This is a genomic window from Streptomyces sp. NRRL S-646 (genome assembly GCF_000720765.1).
GTDB lineage: Bacteria > Actinomycetota > Actinomycetes > Streptomycetales > Streptomycetaceae > Streptomyces.
Map to the genome: position 1 here is coordinate 299,704 of NZ_JODC01000015.1, position 19,584 is coordinate 319,287.

Here is a 19,584-nt window from a genome sequence, read left to right on the forward strand (position 1 = left end):
GGGTCGTACGACTCGGGTGGCTGGAAGCGCTACTAACCCGCCAATCACAGCAGTAATCTCCCATCTCCCCTGGTGCGCAGCGGAGTTGCTCCGATAGCTTCCGCTCGCACATCTGACTCACAGGGGAGGGTGCATGCGCAAGGCGCTCAGATGGCTGCTCGCGCTCGCCGTGTTCATAGGCACGTTGAGCACGGCGGGGGCGGCCACCGCCGCACAGCCGGAGGCCAGCGGAACGACTGACATCAAGGATCAGTTGCTCTCCATACCGGGGATGAGCCTGATCGAGGAGAAGCCGTACACCGGCTACCGCTTCTTCGTCCTCAACTACACCCAGCCGGTCGACCACCGCGACCCGTCCAAGGGCACGTTCCAGCAGCGCATCACCGTGCTGCACAAGGACGTCAGCCGCCCGACGGTCTTCTACACCGGCGGCTACAACGTCTCCACGACACCCAGCCGCCGCGAGCCGACCCAGATCGTGGACGGCAACCAGGTCTCCATGGAGTACCGCTTCTTCACACCCTCCCGGCCCGCCCCGGCCGACTGGAGCAAACTGGACATCTGGCAGGCGGCCAGCGACCAGCACCGTATCTTCAAGGCGCTGAAGTCCGTCTACACCAAGAAGTGGATCTCGACGGGCGGTTCGAAGGGCGGCATGACCGCCACCTACTACGAGCGCTTCTACCCGCGCGACATGGACGGCGTCGTCGCGTACGTCGCCCCGAACGACGTCGTCAACAACGAGGACTCCGCCTACGACCGCTTCTTCACGCAGGTCGGCACCAAGGAGTGCCGCGACCGGCTGAACGCCGTACAGCGCGAGGCCCTGGTGCGCCGGGAGCCGCTGGAGAAGAAGTACGCGGCCTACGCGGCGGACAACGGCTACACCTTCACCACGATCGGCAGCCTGGACCGGGCGTACGAGGCCGTCGTCCTCGACTACGTGTGGGGCTTCTGGCAGTACAGCCTGCTGTCCGACTGCGCCACCATCCCGGCGGACGCCAAGACCGCGACCGACCAGGCGATCTGGGACTCCGTGGACACCATCTCCGGCTTCTCGTTCTACACGGACCAGGGCCTGGAGCCGTACACGCCGTACTACTACCAGGCGGGCACGCAGCTGGGCGCGCCGGACATCCACTTCCCGTACATCGAGAAGCAGTACATCCGCTACGGCTACGAGTCGCCGCGGAACCTGGTCCCGCGCGACATCCCGATGAAGTTCCAGCCGTACGCGATGCGCGACGTCGACTCCTGGGTGCGGCACAACGCGCACCACATGCTCTTCGTCTACGGCCAGAACGACCCGTGGGGTGCGGAGCGCTTCCGTGTCGACAAGGGCGCGAAGGACGCGTACGTCTTCACGGCACCGGGGCTGAACCACGGCGCCAACGTGGCCGGCCTGGTCGCCGACCAGAAGGCGCTGGCCACCGCCCGCATCCTGCAGTGGGCCGGTGTCCCCGCCTCCTCCACGGCCGCGGCGAAGCCGCTGGCCAGGTTCGACAGCAAGCTGGACGTGCGGGACGTGGAGCGCGAGCCGGCTCTGCACCCGTAGCTCCGCCGACTCCTGCGCTGCGCCCGGCGGTTGTTCACACCCGCCGGGCGCAGCCCACCGGCTGCGCGCCGTCCAGTTGCACATACAGCGCCGTCGCCGCGGGGCACTGGGCGCGCCTGGCGACCGCCTTCGCCACCTGGTACTGCGGTTTCTTCCCGCCGCTGCCGTCGCACGCCGTCTCGCGGACCTGCCCGTTCCCGGAGCCGTAGACGCAGTCGCCGACGATGGTGCGGGGGCCGCCCCCGCCGCCCGGGTCGCCGGGGTGCGGCGGCTCCAGGTTGCGCATACAGGCGTAGCCCTGCGGGATCGAGCCGTCGCCGTCCTCGTCCGAGGACGGGCTCTGCCGGCTGATGTGCAGGACGAAGTCCGTGGTCGCCGGGCACAGCGGACCGTCGCCCGCCGTGCCGTCGTAACGTGCCACCACCCGGGCCGCCGCCCGCTCGCTGGTGCACGGCACCTCGGTGAAGCTCGTCGAGCCGAACGAACTGCACTCGTCGACGGCGAGGAACACGGCCCCGTAGCCGGAGGGCTGGGTCGTGGTCGCCCTCGGCGCCGCCCGGCCGTCCTTGTCCGCCCCGGACTTCAGGACCTGGCAGCCGGTCAGCAGGGCAGCGACCAGTACCAGCAGTGCACAGACCACCCCCACGGAACTTCTCGCACGCATCGCAATCCCCCCTGGTGCCCCCTTGGCCAGCGTGACCCGCCGCAGCGGGCGCACGCCAGACGCGCGGGAGGCTTTGGGCCAGTTTGGGGTCGCACGCCGGGTGCGTGACGTATGCGCCCTACGCCCCGTGCGCCGGGCACGGGACGCATGGGTTCTAGTACGACAGTCCGTACCCGATGGGATACAGCACCTTCGCCGGATCGTCCGCCTGCTGCACCGGCACCGGCAGCTTCCCGCGCGGTGCCGCCCTGCCCGCGATGACGCGCGCGGCCGCCCGCAGCTCCACGTCGGTCCACGAGTACGACGCCAAGTGTGCGGAGGCGGACGGGAGTTGAGCCACGTCGTAGGGATTGCGGATCGCGACCGCCACCACCGGTCTGCCGGTCGCCGCCAGCTGTTCGACCAGCGTGCGCTGCGAGCTGCCCAGGGTGACGTTGTAGGTGCCCACGACCACCGCGTCCGCGTCCTGCGCCGCCGCGACCGCCGCGGCGACGGTGGCCGCGGAGGGGGCCGTGCCCGTGGACAGGGCGGTGGCGGTGAAGCCCAGTTCGGTGAGGGCGGTCGCGAGGACGCCGGTGGGCGGTCCCGTCGTGCCGGACGGCGAGGCCGGGTCGGCGCCGACGACCAGGATCTTCCGGTGCGTGCGCCGGGACAGCGGCAGCAGGCCCGCCTTGTTGACCAGCAGGGTCGTCGTGCGCTCGGCGATGCGGTCGGCCGCGGCCAGGTGCGCGGCCGTGCCCACGGTGCGCTCGACGCCCTTCTGGCTGACATAGGGGTCGTCGAAGAGCCGCAGCCTGGCCTTGAGCCTCAGGATGCGCAGGATCGACTCGTCCAGCCGGGACTCGGTGAGTTCCCCGTCCTGCACGGCCCTCAGGACGGCGTTCCAGGCGGTGGCGAGGTCGGGCGGGTTGAGGAGCTGGTCGACGCCGGCCTTGAGGGCGAGCACGGGGACGCGGTCGTCGCCGTACTTGGTCCGCACGCCCTGCATGCCCAGGGAGTCCGTCACCACCACCCCGTCGTAGCCGAGCTCCTCGCGCAGGATGCCGGTGAGGATCGGGTGGGAGAGGGTCGCCGGGTCGCCGGAGTCGTCGAGGGCCGGGAACTGGATGTGCGCGGTCATGATCGAGTCGATGCCCGCCTTGACGGCCGCCCGGAACGGCACGGCGTCCAGCTTCTCCCACAGCTCCCGGCTGTGGGTGATGACCGGGAAGCCGTAGTGGCTGTCGACGGCCGTGTCCCCATGCCCCGGGAAGTGCTTGGCGGTCGCGGCGACCGACGACCTCTGGTACCCGGCGACCTCGGCGGCGACCAGGCGGGCCACCGCGTCCGGGTCGGCACCGAAGGAACGGACGCCGATGACCGGGTTGGCCGGGTTGATGTTCACGTCGGCGTCGGGGGAGTAGTCCTGGTTGATGCCCATCGCGCGCAGTTCGGCACCCGAGATACGACCGAGGGTGTGGGCGTCGTCGCGGGAGCCGCCGGCGCCCATGGCCATGGCGCCCGGGAAGAGGGTGGCGGGTTTGCCGACGCGGCAGACGATGCCGTGTTCCTGGTCGGTGGTGATGAGCACGGGAAGGCCGCGGGGCTGCGTGAGGGAGGCGCGCTGGATGCCGTTCGACAGGTCCGCGATCTGGTGCGGGTCCTTGGTGTTGTGCGCCCAGGTGAAGTAGATGATGCCGCCGACGCGGTATTCGGCGATCAGCTCGGCGGCCGTGCGGACGCCGATCTCCTTGAGGTTGGCGTCGATGTCGGCCTGGTCGGGGGTGGTGGCCGAGTGGCCGTAGACCCGCATGACGAAGAGCTGGCCGACCTTCTCCTCCAGGGTCATACGGGAGATGAGGGAGCGGAGTTTCTTGTCGCCGGGGGTGCCGGCGCTTGCAGTGGTGCCGATGGCCAGAGCTGCGGTGACGCCTGCGGTGGCGGCGAGGACGGTACGTCTGGAGGGCACGTGCGCTCCTTCCGGAGTGATCCGTTGGAGATCGGCTGAAGGAAACTTCCGTGAGGGACTCAATATCCGGGAAGTTTCTGCCAGTCAAGGGAGCGCGCACGGGGCGGGGGTTTCGCGGAGGGGCCGCCATCGGCGCTGTTGGAGGGGGGCGCGCCGATGGCGGCGTGCTGCCGGCCGCAGTACGGCGGAGAGGGTGGGTCAGCGATCGCAGCCAGCAGCGAGGGCCGACACCGCACGGCGGAGACTCATCCGGCAGCCTGCGGGTTGGACGAACCGTATTCGGGGCGGGTTCCCGCGTTCCCCGCGATTCCCGGAAGTTGGTGCATGAGCGTTCAACGGGACGGATGGGACGTGATGTTCGGCCACTGCTCCTGCAGAGTGCGTACGGCCTCTGCGATCGCCGGACGACGTGCGGCTCCTTTGCGCCACAGGGCGTACAGGCGCCGTACGGGGGTGGGCTGCAGGCGCACCTCCACGACCCCGGCGGGCAGCGGGCCGCGGCCCAGGCGCGGGACGAGACAGATCCCGAGGCCGCCGGCGACCAACGCGACCAGGGTCGGATTCTCGTCCGCCTGGTGCACGATCTCCGGCTCGTGCCCGGCGGCCCGCATGGTCCGCACCAGCCAGTCGTGACAGACGCGCCCCGGCGGCTGGCACACCCACCGCTCCCCGCCGAGCTCCTCGCGGCGTACGGACTCCCGCCCGGCGAAGGGATGGCCGACGGGCACCAGCAGCGTGCTGTGGTCGTCGCCGATCACCGCGTGCTCGACGCCCGGCGGCACGGGCAGCGGCGCGATGTCCCAGTCGTGCACGACGGCCAGGTCGACCGCGCCCTTGGCCACCAGGTCGACGGAGAGATGCGGGTCGATCTCGCTCAGCCGGGCGTCGAGCGCGGGGTGCCGGGCGGCCAGGTCGGCGAGCACGGCGGGCATCAGCCCGCGCGCCGCCGAGGCGAACGCGGCGATCGTCAGCCGCCCCGCCGGCACCCCGCGCCGCTCCTCGAGCGCGGTCTCCGCCCGCTCGACGATGGCGAGCAACTCCTGTGCCGTATCCACGAGTTGATGGGCCTCGGGGGTCAGTCGAACCCCTCGGCCTTCTCTTTCGAGGAGTACGGTCCTGGTCTCCCGCTCCAGCTTGGCGATCTGCTGGGACACGGCGGACGGCGTGTACCCGAGCGCGGCGGCCGCCGCTCCCACGGTCCCGTGGACGGAGACGGCGTGCAGGGCGCGCAGGCGTTGGAGGTCGAGCACGGGAGCTCCCATTCATCAGCGTTGCTTCATCCGACCATGCAGTAATCATCGCTGGTGCTACACGGTCGTGGGGCGTGATGCTCGAACGCATGCGACCTGCACACCTTGCTCTCGCCGTGGTCGTCGCCGCCGTCTGGGGCGTGAACTTCACGGTCATCGAGATAGGCCTCGACCACTTCCCTCCGCTGCTGTTCTCGGCCCTGCGTTTCCTCGCGGCAGCGCTGCCGGCCGTCTTCTTCGTGGGCCGCCCGAAGGTGGCGTGGCGGTGGGTGCTGGCGGTGGGGCTGGTGCTCGGCGTGGCCAAGTTCGGCCTGCTGTTCATCGGGATGGACGGCGGGATGCCGGCGGGTCTGTCGTCGCTGGTCGTGCAGATTCAGGCGGTGTTCACGGCCGGGGTGGCCTTCGTCGTGCTGGGTGAACGGCCGTCCGCGGTACGGGTGGTGGGCATGGGCGTGGCGCTGGCGGGCATCGGTCTCGCGGCGCTGGACGAGGGCACGACGGGCCCGCTCGGCGCCTTCGCGCTCGTGATCGGTGCGGCGGCCTGCTGGGGCGTCTCGAACGTCCTGACCCGGAAGGCGGCACCGCCGGACGCGCTGAACTTCATGGTCTGGGTGAGCACGGTCCCGGTCCTGCCGCTGCTCGGTCTGTCGCTGCTGCTGGAGGGCCCGAGCAGGGACTACGACGCCCTGCGCGCCCTGGACTGGCAGGGCGCCGGCACGGTCGTCTACGTGGCCTGGGTGACGACGGTCTTCGGCTTCGGGGCCTGGGGCCGGCTGCTGCGCCGGTACCCGGCGTCGACGGTGGCGCCGTTCTCGCTCCTCGTCCCGGTCTTCGGAATGTCGTCGGCGGCCGTCTTCCTGGGGGAGGGGGTGAGCCCACTGCAGTGCTGTGCGGCGGCGCTGCTGGTGGGCGGGGTGGGGCTGGCGTCGGTGACGCGTGGGCGACGGGAAGTCGTCCATCCCGTGGACGCGGAGGCGATCGAGCCCGCGCTCGGCCGATCATGAGGGCATGCCCGTAGTCAGCATCCCCGGTTCCAAGTCCATCACCGCCCGCGCGCTCTTCCTGGCGGCGGCGGCCGACGGAGTCACCACCCTCGTACGCCCCCTGCGCTCGGACGACACCGAGGGCTTCGCCGAGGGTCTGGTGCGGCTCGGGTATCGCGTCGGCCGGACCCGGGACGCCTGGCAGGTGGACGGCCGCCCGCAGGGCCCTTCGGTGAGCGAGGCGGACGTGTACTGCCGGGACGGCGCCACCACGGCCCGCTTCCTGCCGACACTGGCCGCTGCGGGACACGGGACGTACCGCTTCGACGCGTCGGCCCAGATGCGGCGCCGTCCTCTGCTGCCCCTGACCCGCGCCCTGCGCGACCTGGGCGTCGACGTGCGGCACGAGGAGGCGGAGGGGCACCACCCGCTGACGGTGCGGGCGTCGGGCGTCGAGGGCGGCGAGGTGGTCCTGGACGCGGGCCAGTCCTCGCAGTACCTGACGGCGTTGCTGCTGCTGGGCCCGCTGACGCGGAAGGGCCTGCGGATCCGGGTCACCGACCTGGTGTCCGTCCCCTACGTGGAGATCACGATCGCGATGATGCGGGCGTTCGGAGTGGAGGTGGCCCGGGAGGACGACGTGTTCGTGGTCCCGCCGGGCGGCTACCGGGCCACCAGGTACGCGATCGAGCCCGACGCGTCGACGGCCAGCTACTTCTTCGCCGCGGCGGCGGTGACGCCGGGCGCCGAGGTGACGGTGCCGGGGCTCGGCGCAAGGGCGCTGCAGGGGGACCTCGGCTTCGTCGACGTACTGCGGAGGATGGGCGCAGAGGTGTCGGTGCGCCCCGACGGCACGACGGTCAGGGGCACCGGGGTGCTGCGCGGCCTGACGGTCAACATGCGGGACATCTCGGACACGATGCCGACGCTGGCGGCGATCGCGCCGTTCGCGGACGGACCGGTGCGGATCGAGGACGTGGCGAACACCCGTGTGAAGGAGTGCGACCGGCTGGAGGCCTGCGCGGAGAACCTGCGGCGGCTGGGGGTCGAGGTTTCGACGGGCCCGGACTGGATCGAGATCCGGCCGGGTGTGCCGTCCGGGAGCGGTACGGAGATCACGACGCACGGCGACCACCGCATCGTGATGTCCTTCGCGGTCACCGGGCTGCGGGTGCCGGGTATTTCGTTCGACGACCCCGGCTGCGTGCGGAAGACTTTCCCCGGTTTCCATGAGGCGTTCGCGGAGCTGAGGAGTGGGCTGGGGGATGACCGGTGAGCTGCGGGCGGTTCTCTTCGACTCGGGCGGCGTACTGATCCGTCCGATCGGCGGCCGCTGGAACCAGAGGGCCGACTTCGAGGCGTACGCGATCTCCGCCGTCCTCGGCTGCCGCAAGCCGGACCCGCGGATGTACCGGCACGCGAGTGACGCGTTGGGGTTGCGGGCGGCGGAGTGCGTGTTCGTGGACGACGACCCGGAGCTGGTGGCGGCGGCGATCGAACTCGGTTGTTCGGGGCGCGCGTTGTGCCGGGACGGGGTGCCGGCCGGGGGCCGGGGGCGCCGGTCCCGTTCATCACGGACCTGAGCGAGATCGTCGAACTGTTCTGAAGGAGAGTTGCCGGGTGGGGCACGCACTTGAAGGGCCGCTGCTGGAAGGCAGGTTGGTGCGCCTGGAGCCGTTGGAGCACCGGCATGCCGCCGACCTGGCGATCGCCGCGGAGGAGGAGCGCGGTACATACGAGTTCACCTGGGTGCCGAGGGCCGACGAGATGGGCGGCTACATCGAAGCGCAGCTCGGCCGCGCGGCCACCGGACGGCTCGCGCCGTACGCCCAGGTGTCGGTCGCGACCGGGCGGGCGGTGGGCACTACGTCGTACTGGGAGCCGCGGTGCTGGCAGTCGGACGACCGACTCGACGCCGTGGAGGTCGGGTTCACGTGGCTCGCCCGGTCCGCGCAGGGCACGGGCATCAACGCCGAGGCCAAGCTGCTGCTCTTCCGGCACGCCTTCGAGGTGTGGGGCGTGTCGCGGGTCGACCTGAAGACGGACGCGCGCAACAGCCGTTCCAGGGCGGCGATCGAGAGTGTCGGGGCGCGCTTCGAGGGCGTACTCAGGAACTGGTCGCGGTCCTGGGCGCCCGGGGAGGAGGGGCGGCTGCGCGACTCCGCGATCTTCTCCATCACGGCGCAGGAGTGGCCGGAGGCCCGGGAGCGGCTGGAGGAGCGGGTGGCGCGGTTCGTGGCGGCCGGCGTGAGACTGACTGGACCGAAGGAACGGCGATCGGAAACCATCGGCCCATGACCGCCAAGCACTTCCTCATCCTCCACGGCTGGCAGAACCACCGCCCCGAGGCCCACTGGCAGCACTGGCTCGCCGACCGCCTCACCGGCCTCGGCCACCAGGTCACCTACCCCCAGCTGCCCGACCCCGACGACCCGAGCCTGGAGGTGTGGCTGTCGGAGCTGGCCCGGCACCTCGACGACCTCCGGGGTTCCGAACGTGTCGTCCTCGCGCACAGCGCGTCCGTCCTGCTCTGGCTGCACGCCGTCTCCCGCGGCCTGGTGAAGGAGGGCGCCGTCGACCGCGTACTGCTGGTCGCCCCGCCGTCCGCGTCCGTCCTGGCCCGGCTCCCCGAGGTGGCCGAATTCGCCCCGCCCGCCCTCGACTTCACCCTCCCCGCCCCCACGCGTCTCGTCGCCGGCGACGACGACCCGTACTGCCCGGAGGGTGCGCGTGACGTCTTCGGTGACCCCCTGAGCATCCCCACGGACCTCCTCCCCGGCGCCGCCCACCTCGACCTCGACGCCGGTTACGGCTCCTGGCCCGCGGTACTGGAGTGGTGTCTGGACGGGGCGGCGAGGATCATCGGGCGTCCGGCGTAGCGCCCCAAAGGGGCGCGGAGCCGCACATCGGTACAGCCCGCGGAGCGCTACGCGCACTCGTTGAGCAGCCGCCCCAGATGCTCCCGCCCCGCCGCCAGCAGCTCCGGCAGTGGCGCGGCCTCCTCGTACCACCGCTTCTCGTACTCCCAGCACAGCCAGCCGTCCCAGCCGTGCCGGGACAGGACCTCCACGGTCTCGGTGAGCGGCAGCACGCCGGCGCCGAGCGCGAGCGGGGTCGTGTCGTCGGCGGAGGCGATGTCCTTGACCTGGACGTAGCCGAGGTACGGGGAGAGGGCGGCGTACGACTCCGAGGGCTGCTCGCCGCCCAGCCAGGTGTGCATGACGTCCCAGAGGGCGCCGACATGGCGGTGCCCGACCCGGCCGAGGATACGGATCGCGTCGGCGGCCCTGCGGTGCGAGTCGTGGGTCTCCAGGAGGATGCGTACGCCGAGGTCGGCGGCGTGCTCCGCCGCCGTGCCGAGCCGTCGCGCGGCCGTCGCGTCGGCGCGCTCGGTGCTCTGCTCGTGGCCGCCGCCCGGGAAAACCCTGATGTACGGGGCGCCGAGGTCGCGGGCTAGGTCGAGGAGGCCACGGATCTCGTCGATCACCGGACCGTCGTCGCCGGGCGCGGCCACGCGCGCGTACCCGGCGAGGCCCAGCACCTCGATGCCGCCCGCCTTGAACTCGGCCGCAACGTCGGCCCGCCCGGCGAGGTCGATGCCGGGGTGGACCGGCTCCTCCGGATGCGCGCGCAGTTCGACGCCGTGGTAGCCGTGGGTGGCCGCGAGCCGGATCACGTCCGGGATGGGCAGGCCGGGGACGCCGAGGGTGGAGAACGCCAGTCTCATGGTCCCTACTGTCACTCGGGTGTGCCGTGCAGGTCCAGGCGCCAGTCCTGGCCGTTCAGGTCCTTTCCGAAAGAACGGTGGGGTTTCTCGGCGACGAGCACGAAGCCGTGGTGCTGGTAGATGCGGCGGGCGGAGGCCAGGACGTCGTTGGTCCACAGCACGAGCTCGCGGTAGCCGACACCCCGCGCGAAGTCGATGACGGCCCGCACCAGCCGGTCGCCGATGCCCAGCCCGCGGGCGTCCGGCTCGACCAGCAGCAGCCGCAGCCGGGCCGTGCCGGGCGCCTCGTCCCGTACGCACATCACGCACCCCACCGGGCGGCCGTCGAGCTCGGCGATCCACACCCGCTCCAGATGCGGGTCGTGGTCCTCGGCGAAGTCGGCGACGATCCGCGCTACCAGCCCCTCGTAGTCGGCGTTGAAGCCGTACTCAGCGGCGTACAGCGCGGCGTTGCGCTGCACGATCCAGCCGAGGTCGCCGGGGGCGGGATCGCGCAGGACGACGTCCTCACGGCGTGGCGGGCGGCCCTCGGAGAGGATCTCCCGTACGGCTTGCATCGCCTCCGCCAGGCGCGGCCGGTCGGCGGAGGGCACGGTGGACAGCAGCGCGCCCACGGATTCGTTCGCACGCTCGGCGAGCAGGGCGGCGGTCTCACGGCCCCGGGGCGTGAGCGAGACACGCCGGCGCCGGGAGTCGCCGGCGGACGGCGTGCGCTCGATCAGCCCGTCCTCCTCGAACTTGTTCAGGATCCGGCTCAGGTACCCGGCGTCCAGGGAGAGTTCGGTCCGCAGGTCGGCCGCGTCCGTACGCGGGGAGTGCGCCAGTTCGTACAGGACGCGGGACTCGGTCAGGGTGTACGGGGCGTACAGCTGGCGGCTGTAGTCGAGGGCGCCGATGACGTTCGTGTAGAAGCGGTTGAAGGTGCGGATGTCCTGGACGGTCATGAGCGTCGACCCCCGGATGGTTGTCCCGGATACGTGAACCAGATAGTTGACTCAGTCAGAGATACCGTCGGGTCCGAGACTAGGACAGCCGCACCCCCGTGGCTACCCTTCGTCGGCCGCCGGCCGGTACACGCTCACCTGCACACCCGTCTTGCCCCTGGCGGTGGAGACCAGCTCGAACGGGCGCTTGGCCCCGTCCTCGGGAAAGATGGACTTTCCGCCGCCGAGGAGCACCGGCATATGGATGAGCTGCAGTTCGTCCACCAGCCCCTCGCTGATCAGCGTCCGCACGAGGGTGGGGCTGCCCATCATCGCCAGGTCGCCGCCGGGAGCGGCACGCAGCTCACGGATCCGCGCGACCGCCTCGCCGCCCGGGATGCGCTCGGTGTTGTTCCAGGTCAGCTCGGAGTCGCCGAGGGTGTCGGTCACGACGTACTTCTTCATGGCGTTGAGCCGGTCGGCGAACGGGTCCCCGGCCCGCTCGGGCCAGGCCCCCGCCATCGTCAGATACGTTCGGCGCCCGTACAGCAGCGCCTCCGCCTGCTCCAGCCCCGCGGCGAAGGCCCCGCCGACCACCTCCGGATCGAAGTACGGGTGCGACCACCCGCCGTGCGCGAACCCGCCGTCGGTGTCCTCCTGGGGACCGCCGGGCGCCTGCACGACTCCGTCGAGACTGATGAACTCGCTGACAACGATGCGCATGGGACTCGCTCCCTACTGTCTGCCTGCGGTGCCTTGGCCGGTGTTACGTCCATCAGACCGAAGAACCGGCCGGGAGTCATCGCTCAGTCCCACCAGAACCGCCACTCGGTCCGCCCGACCAGCTCGGCGGCGTACTCGGGGAAGGGGGTGGGCGGGTCGTCGACGATGTTGTCGGCGGTGGAGAGCACATGCTCCAGGGCGAGCCGCTCGGCGTGCGGAAGGTCCAGCGGCGGGCGGGCGACCGAGGCGAACAGCTCACTGCCGAAGGCGCCGACGACCCGGGCTCCGAACCGCTCCTCCCAGCTGCGCAGCAGGGCACACACCAGGGGCAGCGGGGCCTCGGACGACCAGCCCAGCACGGCCGGCACATCGGCGCTGCGGCGGGCGGGGACCAGGGCGAGGTGACACGCGTGGGCGAACGGATGGGTCCCCAGAAGGTCCTCGACGAGCCGCGCCGCGGCCTCCTCCGGCGTCGGACCGTCCGTCCTGCTCTCCGCGGCGGCCGCCAGTCCGGGCCAGCTCTCGAACGGCGGTCCCGGGTCGTGCGGCCAGGGCGCGATGCCCTCGGGCAGATCGTCGTACTGAAGCGGCTCCCGCCACCATGGCAGGCGTTTTTGCCGGTACTCGGCGAAGTCCGCCGCGAGAACGGACTCCAGGCGTATGGCGTCCACGGCCTCCAAGTCCTGGAGGAAGAAGGGGTTGTCGGGCCAACAGAGATGCGGCTGCACGCCGGTCGCCCCGGCCGACTCCATCAGCCGAGGCCACAACTCCACGATGTCCTCGGGCAGTTCCGCGGACACCCACACATCAACAGCACCACGCGACTCGAACCGCCCGCTCGGCAGCCCGTCGGGCAAGGGAAAGACCATGGCGGCAACTTTCAGCCCGTCCGGCGTTTGAGGACAAGGCCCCTTCAGGGCCGAAAGCGGGGGTCTGGGGGCTGCAAGCCCCCAGCCGACGGCACCGCAAACGCCGGATGCCGTTCCACGCAACGGCGCCCTCAGCCCCGCGGCACCCCGGAGGACCCCCGCACCATCAGCTCCCCGCGAACCGTCGCCATCCCGCCCGGTGGCGGCTCCTCCCGCCCCATGGCGATCCGCCCGGCCCGGGCGCCCGCCTCCGCGAGCGGCAACCGCACCGTCGTCAGGGCAGGCACCGCGTCGACGCTGAACGGCAGATCGTCGAACCCGGCGACCGAGACGTCCTCCGGAATCCGCAGCCCGGACTCCCGCAGCGCCGCACACGCCCCGAGCGCGACGGAGTCGTTCGCAGCGACCACCGCGGTGAGGGACGGGTCCCGACGGAGCAGCTCCAGCGTCGCCTCGTACCCGGATGTCCGGTCGTACCGCCCCCACACCGTCGCCCGCGGATCCTCCTCGATCCCCGCCGCGGCCAGCGCCGCCCGGTGGCCCTCAAGGCGGTGCCGTGTCGTCGTCCGCTCCTCCGGCCCCGCGATATAGCCGAGGCGCCGATGCCCCAGCCCGATCAGGTGCTCGGTCAGCCGCTGCCCGCCCCCGCGGTTGTCGAAGGCCAGCGCGATCGCTCCGGTGCCCGCTGCCTGCGGCCGCCCGCACAGCACCACCCGGGTCCCCGCGTCCGTCAGCTTCCGCAGCTTCGACGCGACCGCCGCCGCGTGCGGCTCGTTCTCCATGGCACCACCGGTCAGCACGACCGCCGCCGCCCGCTGCCGCTGCAGGAGGGTCAGATACGTCAGCTCACGCTCCGGCGAACCCCCCGTGTTGCAGACGACCGCAAGACGCTCACCGCCGGCCCGGCCGCCCGGCCCCCCGATCTCCGACTGGATCGCGCTCGCCATGATCCCGAAGAAGGGGTCGGCGATGTCGTTGACGAGGATTCCGACCAGATCGGAAGTCGCCGCCGCCAGCGCGCTGGCCGGCCCGTTCAGCACGTAGTCCAGCTCGTCGACCGCCTTCAGCACCCGCTCACGGGTGGAGGCGGCCACGGGATAGTTCCCGTTCAGCACGCGCGACACCGTCGCGGGCGAGACCTGCGCGCGGGCCGCCACGTCCGCCAGGGTCACCGTCATCTCGTCGTCCTCCGGTCGTGCATCGTCACACGTGTACGTACGTGCTCGTAGACAGGACCGCGGGGGGCCCTGGTTCCGAATGTTTTCGAGCCGACCTTACGGGTCAAGCTCCCCGTTGTTCGCCCCCTCGAACAACTCGACTCCGTCACGGTCTTGTCCAGACCGCTGGGGAGAGGCTAGCTTCTTATCGAATAGAAAGCGCTTGCTGTGACGCTTGCCAGTGGGGGACGGGGCGTATGCGGCGCAGACTCCGCGTACGAAGGGAATGACGTGACACGCAAGACGGTGCGTATCGCCATGAACGGCGTGACCGGGCGCATGGGCTACCGCCAGCACCTGGTCCGCTCCATCCTGGCCATCCGCGAACAGGGCGGCCTAGACCTCGGCGACGGCACGGTGCTGTGGCCGGAGCCGGTCCTGGTCGGCCGCCGCGAGCACGCGCTCAGGGCGCTCGCCGAGCAGCACGGTCTGGACCCGCAGAACATCTCGACCGACGTCGACGCGGTCCTCGCCGACCCGACCGTCGACATCTACTTCGACGCCCAGGTGACCTCGGCCCGCGAGGAGGCGATCAAGAAGGCGATCGCGGCGGGCAAGCACATCTACACCGAGAAGCCGACCGCGACCGGTCTGGAAGGCGCCCTGGAGCTGGCCCGCCTCGCGAACGACGCGGGCATCAAGCACGGCGTCGTCCAGGACAAGCTGTTCCTGCCGGGCCTGCTGAAGCTCAAGCGCCTCATCGACGGCGGCTTCTTCGGCCGGATCCTGTCCATCCGCGGCGAGTTCGGCTACTGGGTCTTCGAGGGCGACTGGCAGACCGCCCAGCGCCCGTCCTGGAACTACCGTGCCGAGGACGGCGGCGGCATCGTCGTCGACATGTTCCCGCACTGGGAGTACGTCCTGCACGAGCTGTTCGGCCGCGTGAAGTCCGTCCAGGCCCTCACCGCCACCCACATCCCGCAGCGCTGGGACGAGAACGACAAGCCCTACGACGCGACGGCCGACGACGCGGCGTACGGCATCTTCGAGCTCGAAGGCGGCGCGATCGCCCAGATCAACTCCAGCTGGGCCGTGCGCGTCAACCGCGACGAGCTGGTGGAGTTCCAGGTCGACGGCACGGAGGGCTCGGCGGTCGCGGGCCTGCGCAACTGCCGGGTCCAGCACCGCAGCATGACCCCCAAGCCGGTCTGGAACCCCGACATCCCGGCCACCTACTCCTTCCGCGACCAGTGGCAGGAGATCCCGGACAACGACGAGTTCGACAACGGCTTCAAGGCCCAGTGGGAGCTGTTCCTCAAGCACGTCTACGCCGGTGCCGACTACCACTGGGACCTCCTCGCCGGCGCCCGCGGCGTCCAGCTCGCCGAGCTGGGCCTGAACTCCTCGGCCCAGGGCGTCCGCATCGACGTACCGGAGATCTCGCTGTGACCATCCGACTCCCCGACTCCAAGGGCGGGTTGAGGGCATACGAGCCCCGCCCCGAGCCCCTCGCCGTCACTCCCGGATCGCCCTTCACCTCTCGTACGGTCTTCTCGGCGGCGCACGTCGTGGCCGACCCGTTCGCGGACGTGTCGCCGGACTCGCCCGCCGCCGTCGACTGGGACGCCACCCTCGCCTTCCGCCGCCACCTGTGGTCGCACGGGCTCGGGGTCGCCGAGGCGATGGACACCGCTCAGCGCGGCATGGGCCTGGACTGGGCGGGCGCGGCCGAGCTGATCCGCCGCAGCGCCGCCGAGGCCAAGGCGGTCGGCGGCCGCATCGCGTGCGGAGTCGGCACGGACCAGATCACCGCCGGATCTCTCGTGGAGGTCCGGACGGCCTACGAGGAGCAGCTCGCCCTCGTGGACGAGTCCGGCGCACAGGCCATCCTGATGGCGTCCCGCGCCCTCGCGGCGGCCGCGAACGGCCCCGAGGACTACCTGGAGGTCTACGGCCACCTCCTGCGCCAGGCGTCCGAGCCGGTGATCCTGCACTGGCTCGGCCCGATGTTCGACCCGGCGCTGGAGGGCTACTGGGGCTCGTCCGACCTGGACACGGCCACCGACACCTTCCTGGACGTCATCGCCGCGCACCCGGACAAGGTGGAGGGCATCAAGGTCTCCCTCCTCGACGCCCAGCGCGAGATCGACATCCGCCGCCGGCTCCCGCAGGGCGTTCGCTGCTACACGGGCGACGACTTCAACTACCCCGAGCTGATCGCGGGCGACGAGAAGGGCTTCAGCCACGCCCTGCTCGGCATCTTCGACCCGCTGGGACCGCTGGCCGCGGAGGCGGTACGGGTGCTGGACACGGGTGATGTGGCGGGCTTCCGGGCCCTGCTGGACCCGACCGTCGAACTCTCCCGCCACCTCTTCCAGACCCCGACCCGCTTCTACAAGACGGGCGTGGTCCTCCTCGCCTGGCTGGCCGGCCACCAGTCGCACTTCACCATGGTCGGCGGCCTCCAGTCGGCCCGCTCCCTCCCGCACTTCGCCCGCGCCTACGAACTCGCCGACGGCCTGGGCCTGTTCCCGGACCCGAAGCTGGCCGAGGACCGGATGAAGACCCTCCTCGCCCTCTACGGAGTGACCCAGTGACGACCGGCGACCTCTCCCGCTTCTCCATCAACCAGATGACGGTGAAGCAGCTGTCGATGCCCGAACTGGTCGACGCCTGCCTGGAGTTGGGTGTACCGGGCGTGGGCCTGTGGCGCGAACCGGTCCAGTCCCACGGCGTGGAGGAGACGGCGAAACTGGTCCGCGACGCGGGTCTGGCCGTCACCACCCTGTGCCGCGGCGGCTTCTTCACGGCGATCGACCCGGCCGAGCGCGCGGCCGCGCTGGACGACAACCGGCGCGCGATCGACGAGGCGGCAACCCTGGGAACGGACACGCTGGTGCTGGTCTCCGGCGGCCTGCCCGCGGGTTCGAAGGACCTGCACGGCGCGCGGGAGCGGATCGCGGACGCACTCGGCGAACTGGGCCCGTACGCGGAGCAGTACGGCGTACGGCTGGCCATCGAGCCGCTCCACCCGATGTACGCCGCCGACCGCTGTGTGGTCTCCACTCTTGCCCAGGCGCTCGATCTCGCGGAACGCTTCCCGGCCCACCAGGTCGGCGTCACCGTCGACACGTACCACATCTGGTGGGACGACAACGCGCCCGCGCAGATCGCCCGCGCGGGTGCGGGCGGCCGTATCCACACCTTCCAGCTCGCCGACTGGACCACGCCGTTGCCGGAGGGCGTGCTGACCGGCCGCGGACAGATCGGCGACGGCTCGATCGACATGCGGGAGTGGAAGGGGTACGTGGAGGCGGCCGGGTACACCGGCCCCATCGAGGTCGAGCTGTTCAACGACGTGTTGTGGGCGCGGGACGGCCGGGAGGTGCTGGCGGAGACGGCCGCACGGTTCGTGGAGCACGCCGCCTGACAGCACCGGAACAACTCGCTGGAACCGCACAGAGGTTCGTGCAGAATGATTTCGTGAGTGAGAGCTTCGGACCGCTGGAACGGGTCGACGGCCGCTGGGTGTTGGGGGACGCCCGGCGGCCGGGCCGTGCGCGGGTGGAGTTCCGCCCGGACGGCCTGCACGCCGTCGCGCGGGATTCCGGGGCAGAGCTGGTTCCCTGGTCCAGGATCATGCTGGGCTTCCGCATCACCCTGGGCGGCCGCTACCCGAACCGCGACGTCTACACCCAGATGGGCATCCTGGGTGGCCTGCCCGGTCCCTTCAAGGGGCGCGGCGGCGGCTATCTGCACATGACGGTGCGCCACCCGTATGAGGACCAGGAGCTGTTCTTCGACCGCCATCCCCGCTGGTACCGGACGAGGGACATCCTGTTCCTGCAGGCCGTGATGACGCAGCTGGTCAAGGACGGCGAGGTGCACCGGCTCGGCGACCCGGACTGGACGGCCCGTGTGGTCGAACACCTGTCGAGGTTCGACGGCTGGGCGACGGCCGGGGCGATGCGCCGGGCGGTGGCGGAGGCGGTGGAGGCGGCGGGGCCGCCGAGTACCGGGGAGGGCCCGAGTTGAGGCAGGCCACGGTCGCCGCGCTGTACCGCTACCCGGTGAAGTCGATGCTCGGCGAGCCGCTCCAGGCCGTCGAGATCACCGACCGCGGCCTGAGCGGCGACCGCGGGTTCGCGCTGCTGGACGAGGAGACCGGCAAGGTCGCCAGCGCGAAGGCCCCTCGTCTGTGGCGGGAGTTGCTCCGGTGCGCTGCGACACTCACCGAGGCCGGGCCCCGCATCACCGGACCGGACGGCACCGAAGTGCACACAGCCGCGGCCCTCTCGGACCTCGTCGGCCGCAACGTCACGCTGACCGACACACCCCCACCCGCCGGCACACTGGACCGCTCCCGTCCGGAGCAGGTCCTGACGGCGGGCCAGGAGGCCGAAGTGGAAGCCGACACCGTCCAGTTCGGCTCGGCCTCCCCGCCCGGCACCTTCTTCGACTTCGCGCCGGTGCACGTCATCACGACGTCGACCTTGAGGAGAATCGCCGAACTGAGCCCCCGGGGCGCGGTGGAGGCGCAGCGCTACCGCCCCAACCTGGTCATCGACACGGGCGCGGCCGAAGGCTTCGTGGAACACACCTGGGCCGGCAGACACCTGCGCATCGCCGACGGCCCGATCCTCCGCGTCATCGCCTCGACACCCCGCTGCGCGGTCCCCACCCTCGCCCACGGCGACCTTCCCCGCGACCCGGACGCCCTGCGCGTCCTCACCCACCACAACCGCGTACCCGCCCTGCCCGGCCGCCCGCCCGAGCCATGTGCCGGGGTGTATGCGCAGGTGGTGCGGGGTGGGTGGATGCGGGCAGGTGATGTCGTGCGGTTCTGATGCCGCCGGTGGTCATTGCGCGCGCACTGCCCGGTGCAGCGCCTCGGCCGCCAGCTGCATGGCCGAGTCCTGGGCGGCCCGGCCGAGCAGATCCGTGCGGATGGGGCCGCCGCCGGCCAGATGCCGGTCGTACGGCAGGACGACGACGGGAACGCCCGTCTCCTTCAGATGAGCGGTGGCAGCCTTCACGTCGAGGATCATGTCCGGGGAACTCGCGGTGAGGGCCACCACCGTCGTCGAGAGCGCGGAGTGCGGCAACTGCCCGAGCCAGTCGAGGACCTGCCGGGTCCCGCCGACACCCTCCGCGGTCATGGGCGCGACGACCACCCGGGAGTGGGCGGTGTCCATCGCCGTACGGGCTACGTCGCCGGGCAGCGTCTCGCAGTCGACGACCGTCACGGAGAAGTAGCGCCGCAGGGCGAGCGTCACGGTGCGGTACGTCCGTACGTCCAAGGGAGCGCCGACCTTCCCCTGGCTCCCGGGAAGCAGCCAGCCGCCGTCGGCCACGGGCACCAAGTAGCCGGTCACATGGGTCAGTTGCATGGCCGGCGTCAGAATCCGGGCGAGGTCGGCGCACGACCACCGCACCGACTCCGCACCCATCCGCACCGGCAGCGTGCCCAGCGCGGCGTCCGCCTCCAGCGTGAGCACCGGGTCGTGCCGGTAGTGGTTGAAGGTACGGCCGAGCAGCGCGGCAACGGTCGACTTGCCGACGCCCCCGCGGATCGAGGTCACGGCGATGACCCGCCCGGTGGTCACCGGCTGCTGCAACTCCCGTGCGATCCGCGTCTGTTCGGCCACGTCCTGCGAGACGGAGGTGGCCAGCCGACGCAGGGTGCGGCCGGTGCGGTGGGCGAGCGAGTCGCCGTGATGGGGGCGGCCGAGGGCGAGGGCCAGGCGGGGGTCGAGGGTGGGGAGGCTCTCGGGGGTGGAGGTGG

The 19,584-nt window shown here is 71.4% G+C and carries 19 protein-coding genes and 1 pseudogene; 11 read left to right on the forward strand and 9 right to left on the reverse strand.

Annotation, left to right across the window (positions count from 1 at the left end; all coding sequences use genetic code 11):
- Positions 1 to 133 precede the first annotated feature (133 nt).
- Positions 134 to 1,555, forward strand: a complete 1,422-nt coding sequence (locus IH68_RS0136510; protein ID WP_030944046.1) for a S28 family serine protease — start codon at positions 134 to 136, stop codon at positions 1,553 to 1,555.
- Between the two features lie 34 nt (positions 1,556 to 1,589).
- On the opposite strand, the gene IH68_RS0136515 is transcribed toward IH68_RS0136510, so the two are convergent.
- The 3 genes from IH68_RS0136515 to IH68_RS0136525 all read right to left on the reverse strand — a co-directional run bounded on the left by IH68_RS0136515 (position 1,590) and on the right by IH68_RS0136525 (position 5,417).
- A complete protein-coding gene (locus IH68_RS0136515; RefSeq protein WP_030944049.1) occupies positions 1,590 to 2,219 on the reverse strand; it encodes a hypothetical protein in 630 nt (209 codons plus the stop codon).
- A gap of 154 nt (positions 2,220 to 2,373) precedes the next feature.
- Positions 2,374 to 4,167, reverse strand: coding sequence for a glycoside hydrolase family 3 protein (locus IH68_RS0136520; protein WP_030944052.1), 1,794 nt, complete (start codon positions 4,165 to 4,167; stop codon positions 2,374 to 2,376).
- Between the two features lie 332 nt (positions 4,168 to 4,499).
- On the reverse strand, positions 4,500 to 5,417 hold the full coding sequence (locus IH68_RS0136525; RefSeq protein WP_030944054.1) for a LysR family transcriptional regulator: 918 nt from the start codon (positions 5,415 to 5,417) through the stop codon (positions 4,500 to 4,502).
- Between the two features lie 89 nt (positions 5,418 to 5,506).
- Here IH68_RS0136525 and IH68_RS0136530 point away from each other — a divergent pair, with 89 nt between their 5' ends.
- The 5 genes from IH68_RS0136530 to IH68_RS0136550 are packed head-to-tail and all read left to right on the forward strand — an operon-like array spanning position 5,507 to position 9,279.
- Positions 5,507 to 6,421 (forward strand): EamA family transporter, encoded by a 915-nt coding sequence (locus tag IH68_RS0136530; protein ID WP_030944057.1) that lies wholly within the window; start codon positions 5,507 to 5,509, stop codon positions 6,419 to 6,421.
- Positions 6,422 to 6,425: 4 nt separating this feature from the next.
- Positions 6,426 to 7,676, forward strand: coding sequence for a 3-phosphoshikimate 1-carboxyvinyltransferase (gene aroA, locus IH68_RS0136535; RefSeq protein WP_030944060.1), 1,251 nt, complete (start codon positions 6,426 to 6,428; stop codon positions 7,674 to 7,676).
- Positions 7,666 to 7,983 (forward strand): HAD-IA family hydrolase, encoded by a 318-nt coding sequence (locus IH68_RS0136540; RefSeq protein ID WP_030944063.1) that lies wholly within the window; start codon positions 7,666 to 7,668, stop codon positions 7,981 to 7,983. The genes aroA and IH68_RS0136540 overlap by 11 nt, the downstream gene beginning before the upstream one ends.
- Before the next feature lie 37 nt (positions 7,984 to 8,020).
- Positions 8,021 to 8,698 carry a GNAT family N-acetyltransferase gene (locus IH68_RS0136545; RefSeq protein ID WP_030944066.1) on the forward strand — a complete coding sequence of 226 codons (678 nt, stop codon included), beginning with the start codon at positions 8,021 to 8,023 and terminating at the stop codon, positions 8,696 to 8,698.
- A complete protein-coding gene (locus IH68_RS0136550; protein WP_030944069.1) occupies positions 8,695 to 9,279 on the forward strand; it encodes an RBBP9/YdeN family alpha/beta hydrolase in 585 nt (194 codons plus the stop codon). The genes IH68_RS0136545 and IH68_RS0136550 overlap by 4 nt, the downstream gene beginning before the upstream one ends.
- A 47-nt stretch (positions 9,280 to 9,326) precedes the next feature.
- Here IH68_RS0136550 and IH68_RS0136555 read toward each other — a convergent pair whose 3' ends face one another.
- The 5 genes from IH68_RS0136555 to IH68_RS0136575 form a co-directional block, all read right to left on the reverse strand.
- The gene (locus IH68_RS0136555) at positions 9,327 to 10,127 is read right to left on the reverse strand and encodes a sugar phosphate isomerase/epimerase family protein (RefSeq protein WP_030944071.1); all 801 of its coding nucleotides are present in this window, start codon (positions 10,125 to 10,127) and stop codon (positions 9,327 to 9,329) included.
- Between the two features lie 11 nt (positions 10,128 to 10,138).
- Complete coding sequence (locus IH68_RS0136560; RefSeq protein ID WP_030944074.1) at positions 10,139 to 11,071, reverse strand: bifunctional helix-turn-helix transcriptional regulator/GNAT family N-acetyltransferase; 933 nt, start codon at positions 11,069 to 11,071, stop codon at positions 10,139 to 10,141.
- Positions 11,072 to 11,173: 102 nt separating this feature from the next.
- Positions 11,174 to 11,773: a dihydrofolate reductase family protein gene (locus IH68_RS0136565; protein ID WP_030944076.1), complete on the reverse strand. Its 600-nt coding sequence runs from the start codon at positions 11,771 to 11,773 to the stop codon at positions 11,174 to 11,176.
- 83 nt (positions 11,774 to 11,856) lie between these two features.
- A complete protein-coding gene (locus tag IH68_RS0136570) occupies positions 11,857 to 12,642 on the reverse strand; it encodes a DUF4253 domain-containing protein (RefSeq protein ID WP_030944078.1) in 786 nt (261 codons plus the stop codon).
- A gap of 131 nt (positions 12,643 to 12,773) precedes the next feature.
- On the reverse strand, positions 12,774 to 13,820 hold the full coding sequence (locus tag IH68_RS0136575) for a LacI family DNA-binding transcriptional regulator (RefSeq protein WP_030944082.1): 1,047 nt from the start codon (positions 13,818 to 13,820) through the stop codon (positions 12,774 to 12,776).
- 270 nt (positions 13,821 to 14,090) lie between these two features.
- Here IH68_RS0136575 and IH68_RS0136580 point away from each other — a divergent pair, with 270 nt between their 5' ends.
- From IH68_RS0136580 to IH68_RS0136600, 5 genes are read left to right on the forward strand one after another with little or no spacing between them, the layout of a single operon-like run.
- Positions 14,091 to 15,248, forward strand: a complete 1,158-nt coding sequence (locus tag IH68_RS0136580) for a Gfo/Idh/MocA family protein (RefSeq protein ID WP_030944095.1) — start codon at positions 14,091 to 14,093, stop codon at positions 15,246 to 15,248.
- Positions 15,245 to 16,396, forward strand: coding sequence for a dihydrodipicolinate synthase family protein (locus IH68_RS0136585; RefSeq protein ID WP_030944098.1), 1,152 nt, complete (start codon positions 15,245 to 15,247; stop codon positions 16,394 to 16,396). Before IH68_RS0136580 ends, IH68_RS0136585 begins: the two co-directional genes overlap by 4 nt.
- Before the next feature lie 35 nt (positions 16,397 to 16,431).
- Positions 16,432 to 17,229 carry a sugar phosphate isomerase/epimerase family protein gene (locus IH68_RS0136590; RefSeq protein WP_051833902.1) on the forward strand — a complete coding sequence of 266 codons (798 nt, stop codon included), beginning with the start codon at positions 16,432 to 16,434 and terminating at the stop codon, positions 17,227 to 17,229.
- 53 nt (positions 17,230 to 17,282) lie between these two features.
- Complete coding sequence (locus tag IH68_RS0136595) at positions 17,283 to 17,834, forward strand: hypothetical protein (protein WP_107057579.1); 552 nt, start codon at positions 17,283 to 17,285, stop codon at positions 17,832 to 17,834.
- Positions 17,831 to 18,646 (forward strand): MOSC domain-containing protein, encoded by an 816-nt coding sequence (locus tag IH68_RS0136600; protein WP_234341712.1) that lies wholly within the window; start codon positions 17,831 to 17,833, stop codon positions 18,644 to 18,646. Before IH68_RS0136595 ends, IH68_RS0136600 begins: the two co-directional genes overlap by 4 nt.
- Before the next feature lie 12 nt (positions 18,647 to 18,658).
- Here the strand turns inward: IH68_RS0136600 and IH68_RS0136605 are convergent.
- A pseudogene (locus IH68_RS0136605) lies at positions 18,659 to 19,584 on the reverse strand (hypothetical protein); the annotation flags it as partial.

Coding starts and splice junctions, on each gene's coding strand:
- IH68_RS0136510 (WP_030944046.1), top strand. CDS start 134: ATGCGCAAGGCGCTCAGATGGCTGCTCGCGCTCGCCGTGTTCATAGGC.
- IH68_RS0136515 (WP_030944049.1), bottom strand. CDS start 2,219: ATGCGTGCGAGAAGTTCCGTGGGGGTGGTCTGTGCACTGCTGGTACTG.
- IH68_RS0136575 (WP_030944082.1), bottom strand. CDS start 13,820: ATGACGGTGACCCTGGCGGACGTGGCGGCCCGCGCGCAGGTCTCGCCC.
- aroA (WP_030944060.1), top strand. CDS start 6,426: ATGCCCGTAGTCAGCATCCCCGGTTCCAAGTCCATCACCGCCCGCGCG.
- IH68_RS0136565 (WP_030944076.1), bottom strand. CDS start 11,773: ATGCGCATCGTTGTCAGCGAGTTCATCAGTCTCGACGGAGTCGTGCAG.
- IH68_RS0136570 (WP_030944078.1), bottom strand. CDS start 12,642: ATGGTCTTTCCCTTGCCCGACGGGCTGCCGAGCGGGCGGTTCGAGTCG.
- IH68_RS0136555 (WP_030944071.1), bottom strand. CDS start 10,127: ATGAGACTGGCGTTCTCCACCCTCGGCGTCCCCGGCCTGCCCATCCCG.
- IH68_RS0136550 (WP_030944069.1), top strand. CDS start 8,695: ATGACCGCCAAGCACTTCCTCATCCTCCACGGCTGGCAGAACCACCGC.
- IH68_RS0136590 (WP_051833902.1), top strand. CDS start 16,432: ATGACGGTGAAGCAGCTGTCGATGCCCGAACTGGTCGACGCCTGCCTG.
- IH68_RS0136530 (WP_030944057.1), top strand. CDS start 5,507: ATGCGACCTGCACACCTTGCTCTCGCCGTGGTCGTCGCCGCCGTCTGG.
- IH68_RS0136560 (WP_030944074.1), bottom strand. CDS start 11,071: ATGACCGTCCAGGACATCCGCACCTTCAACCGCTTCTACACGAACGTC.
- IH68_RS0136540 (WP_030944063.1), top strand. CDS start 7,666: ATGACCGGTGAGCTGCGGGCGGTTCTCTTCGACTCGGGCGGCGTACTG.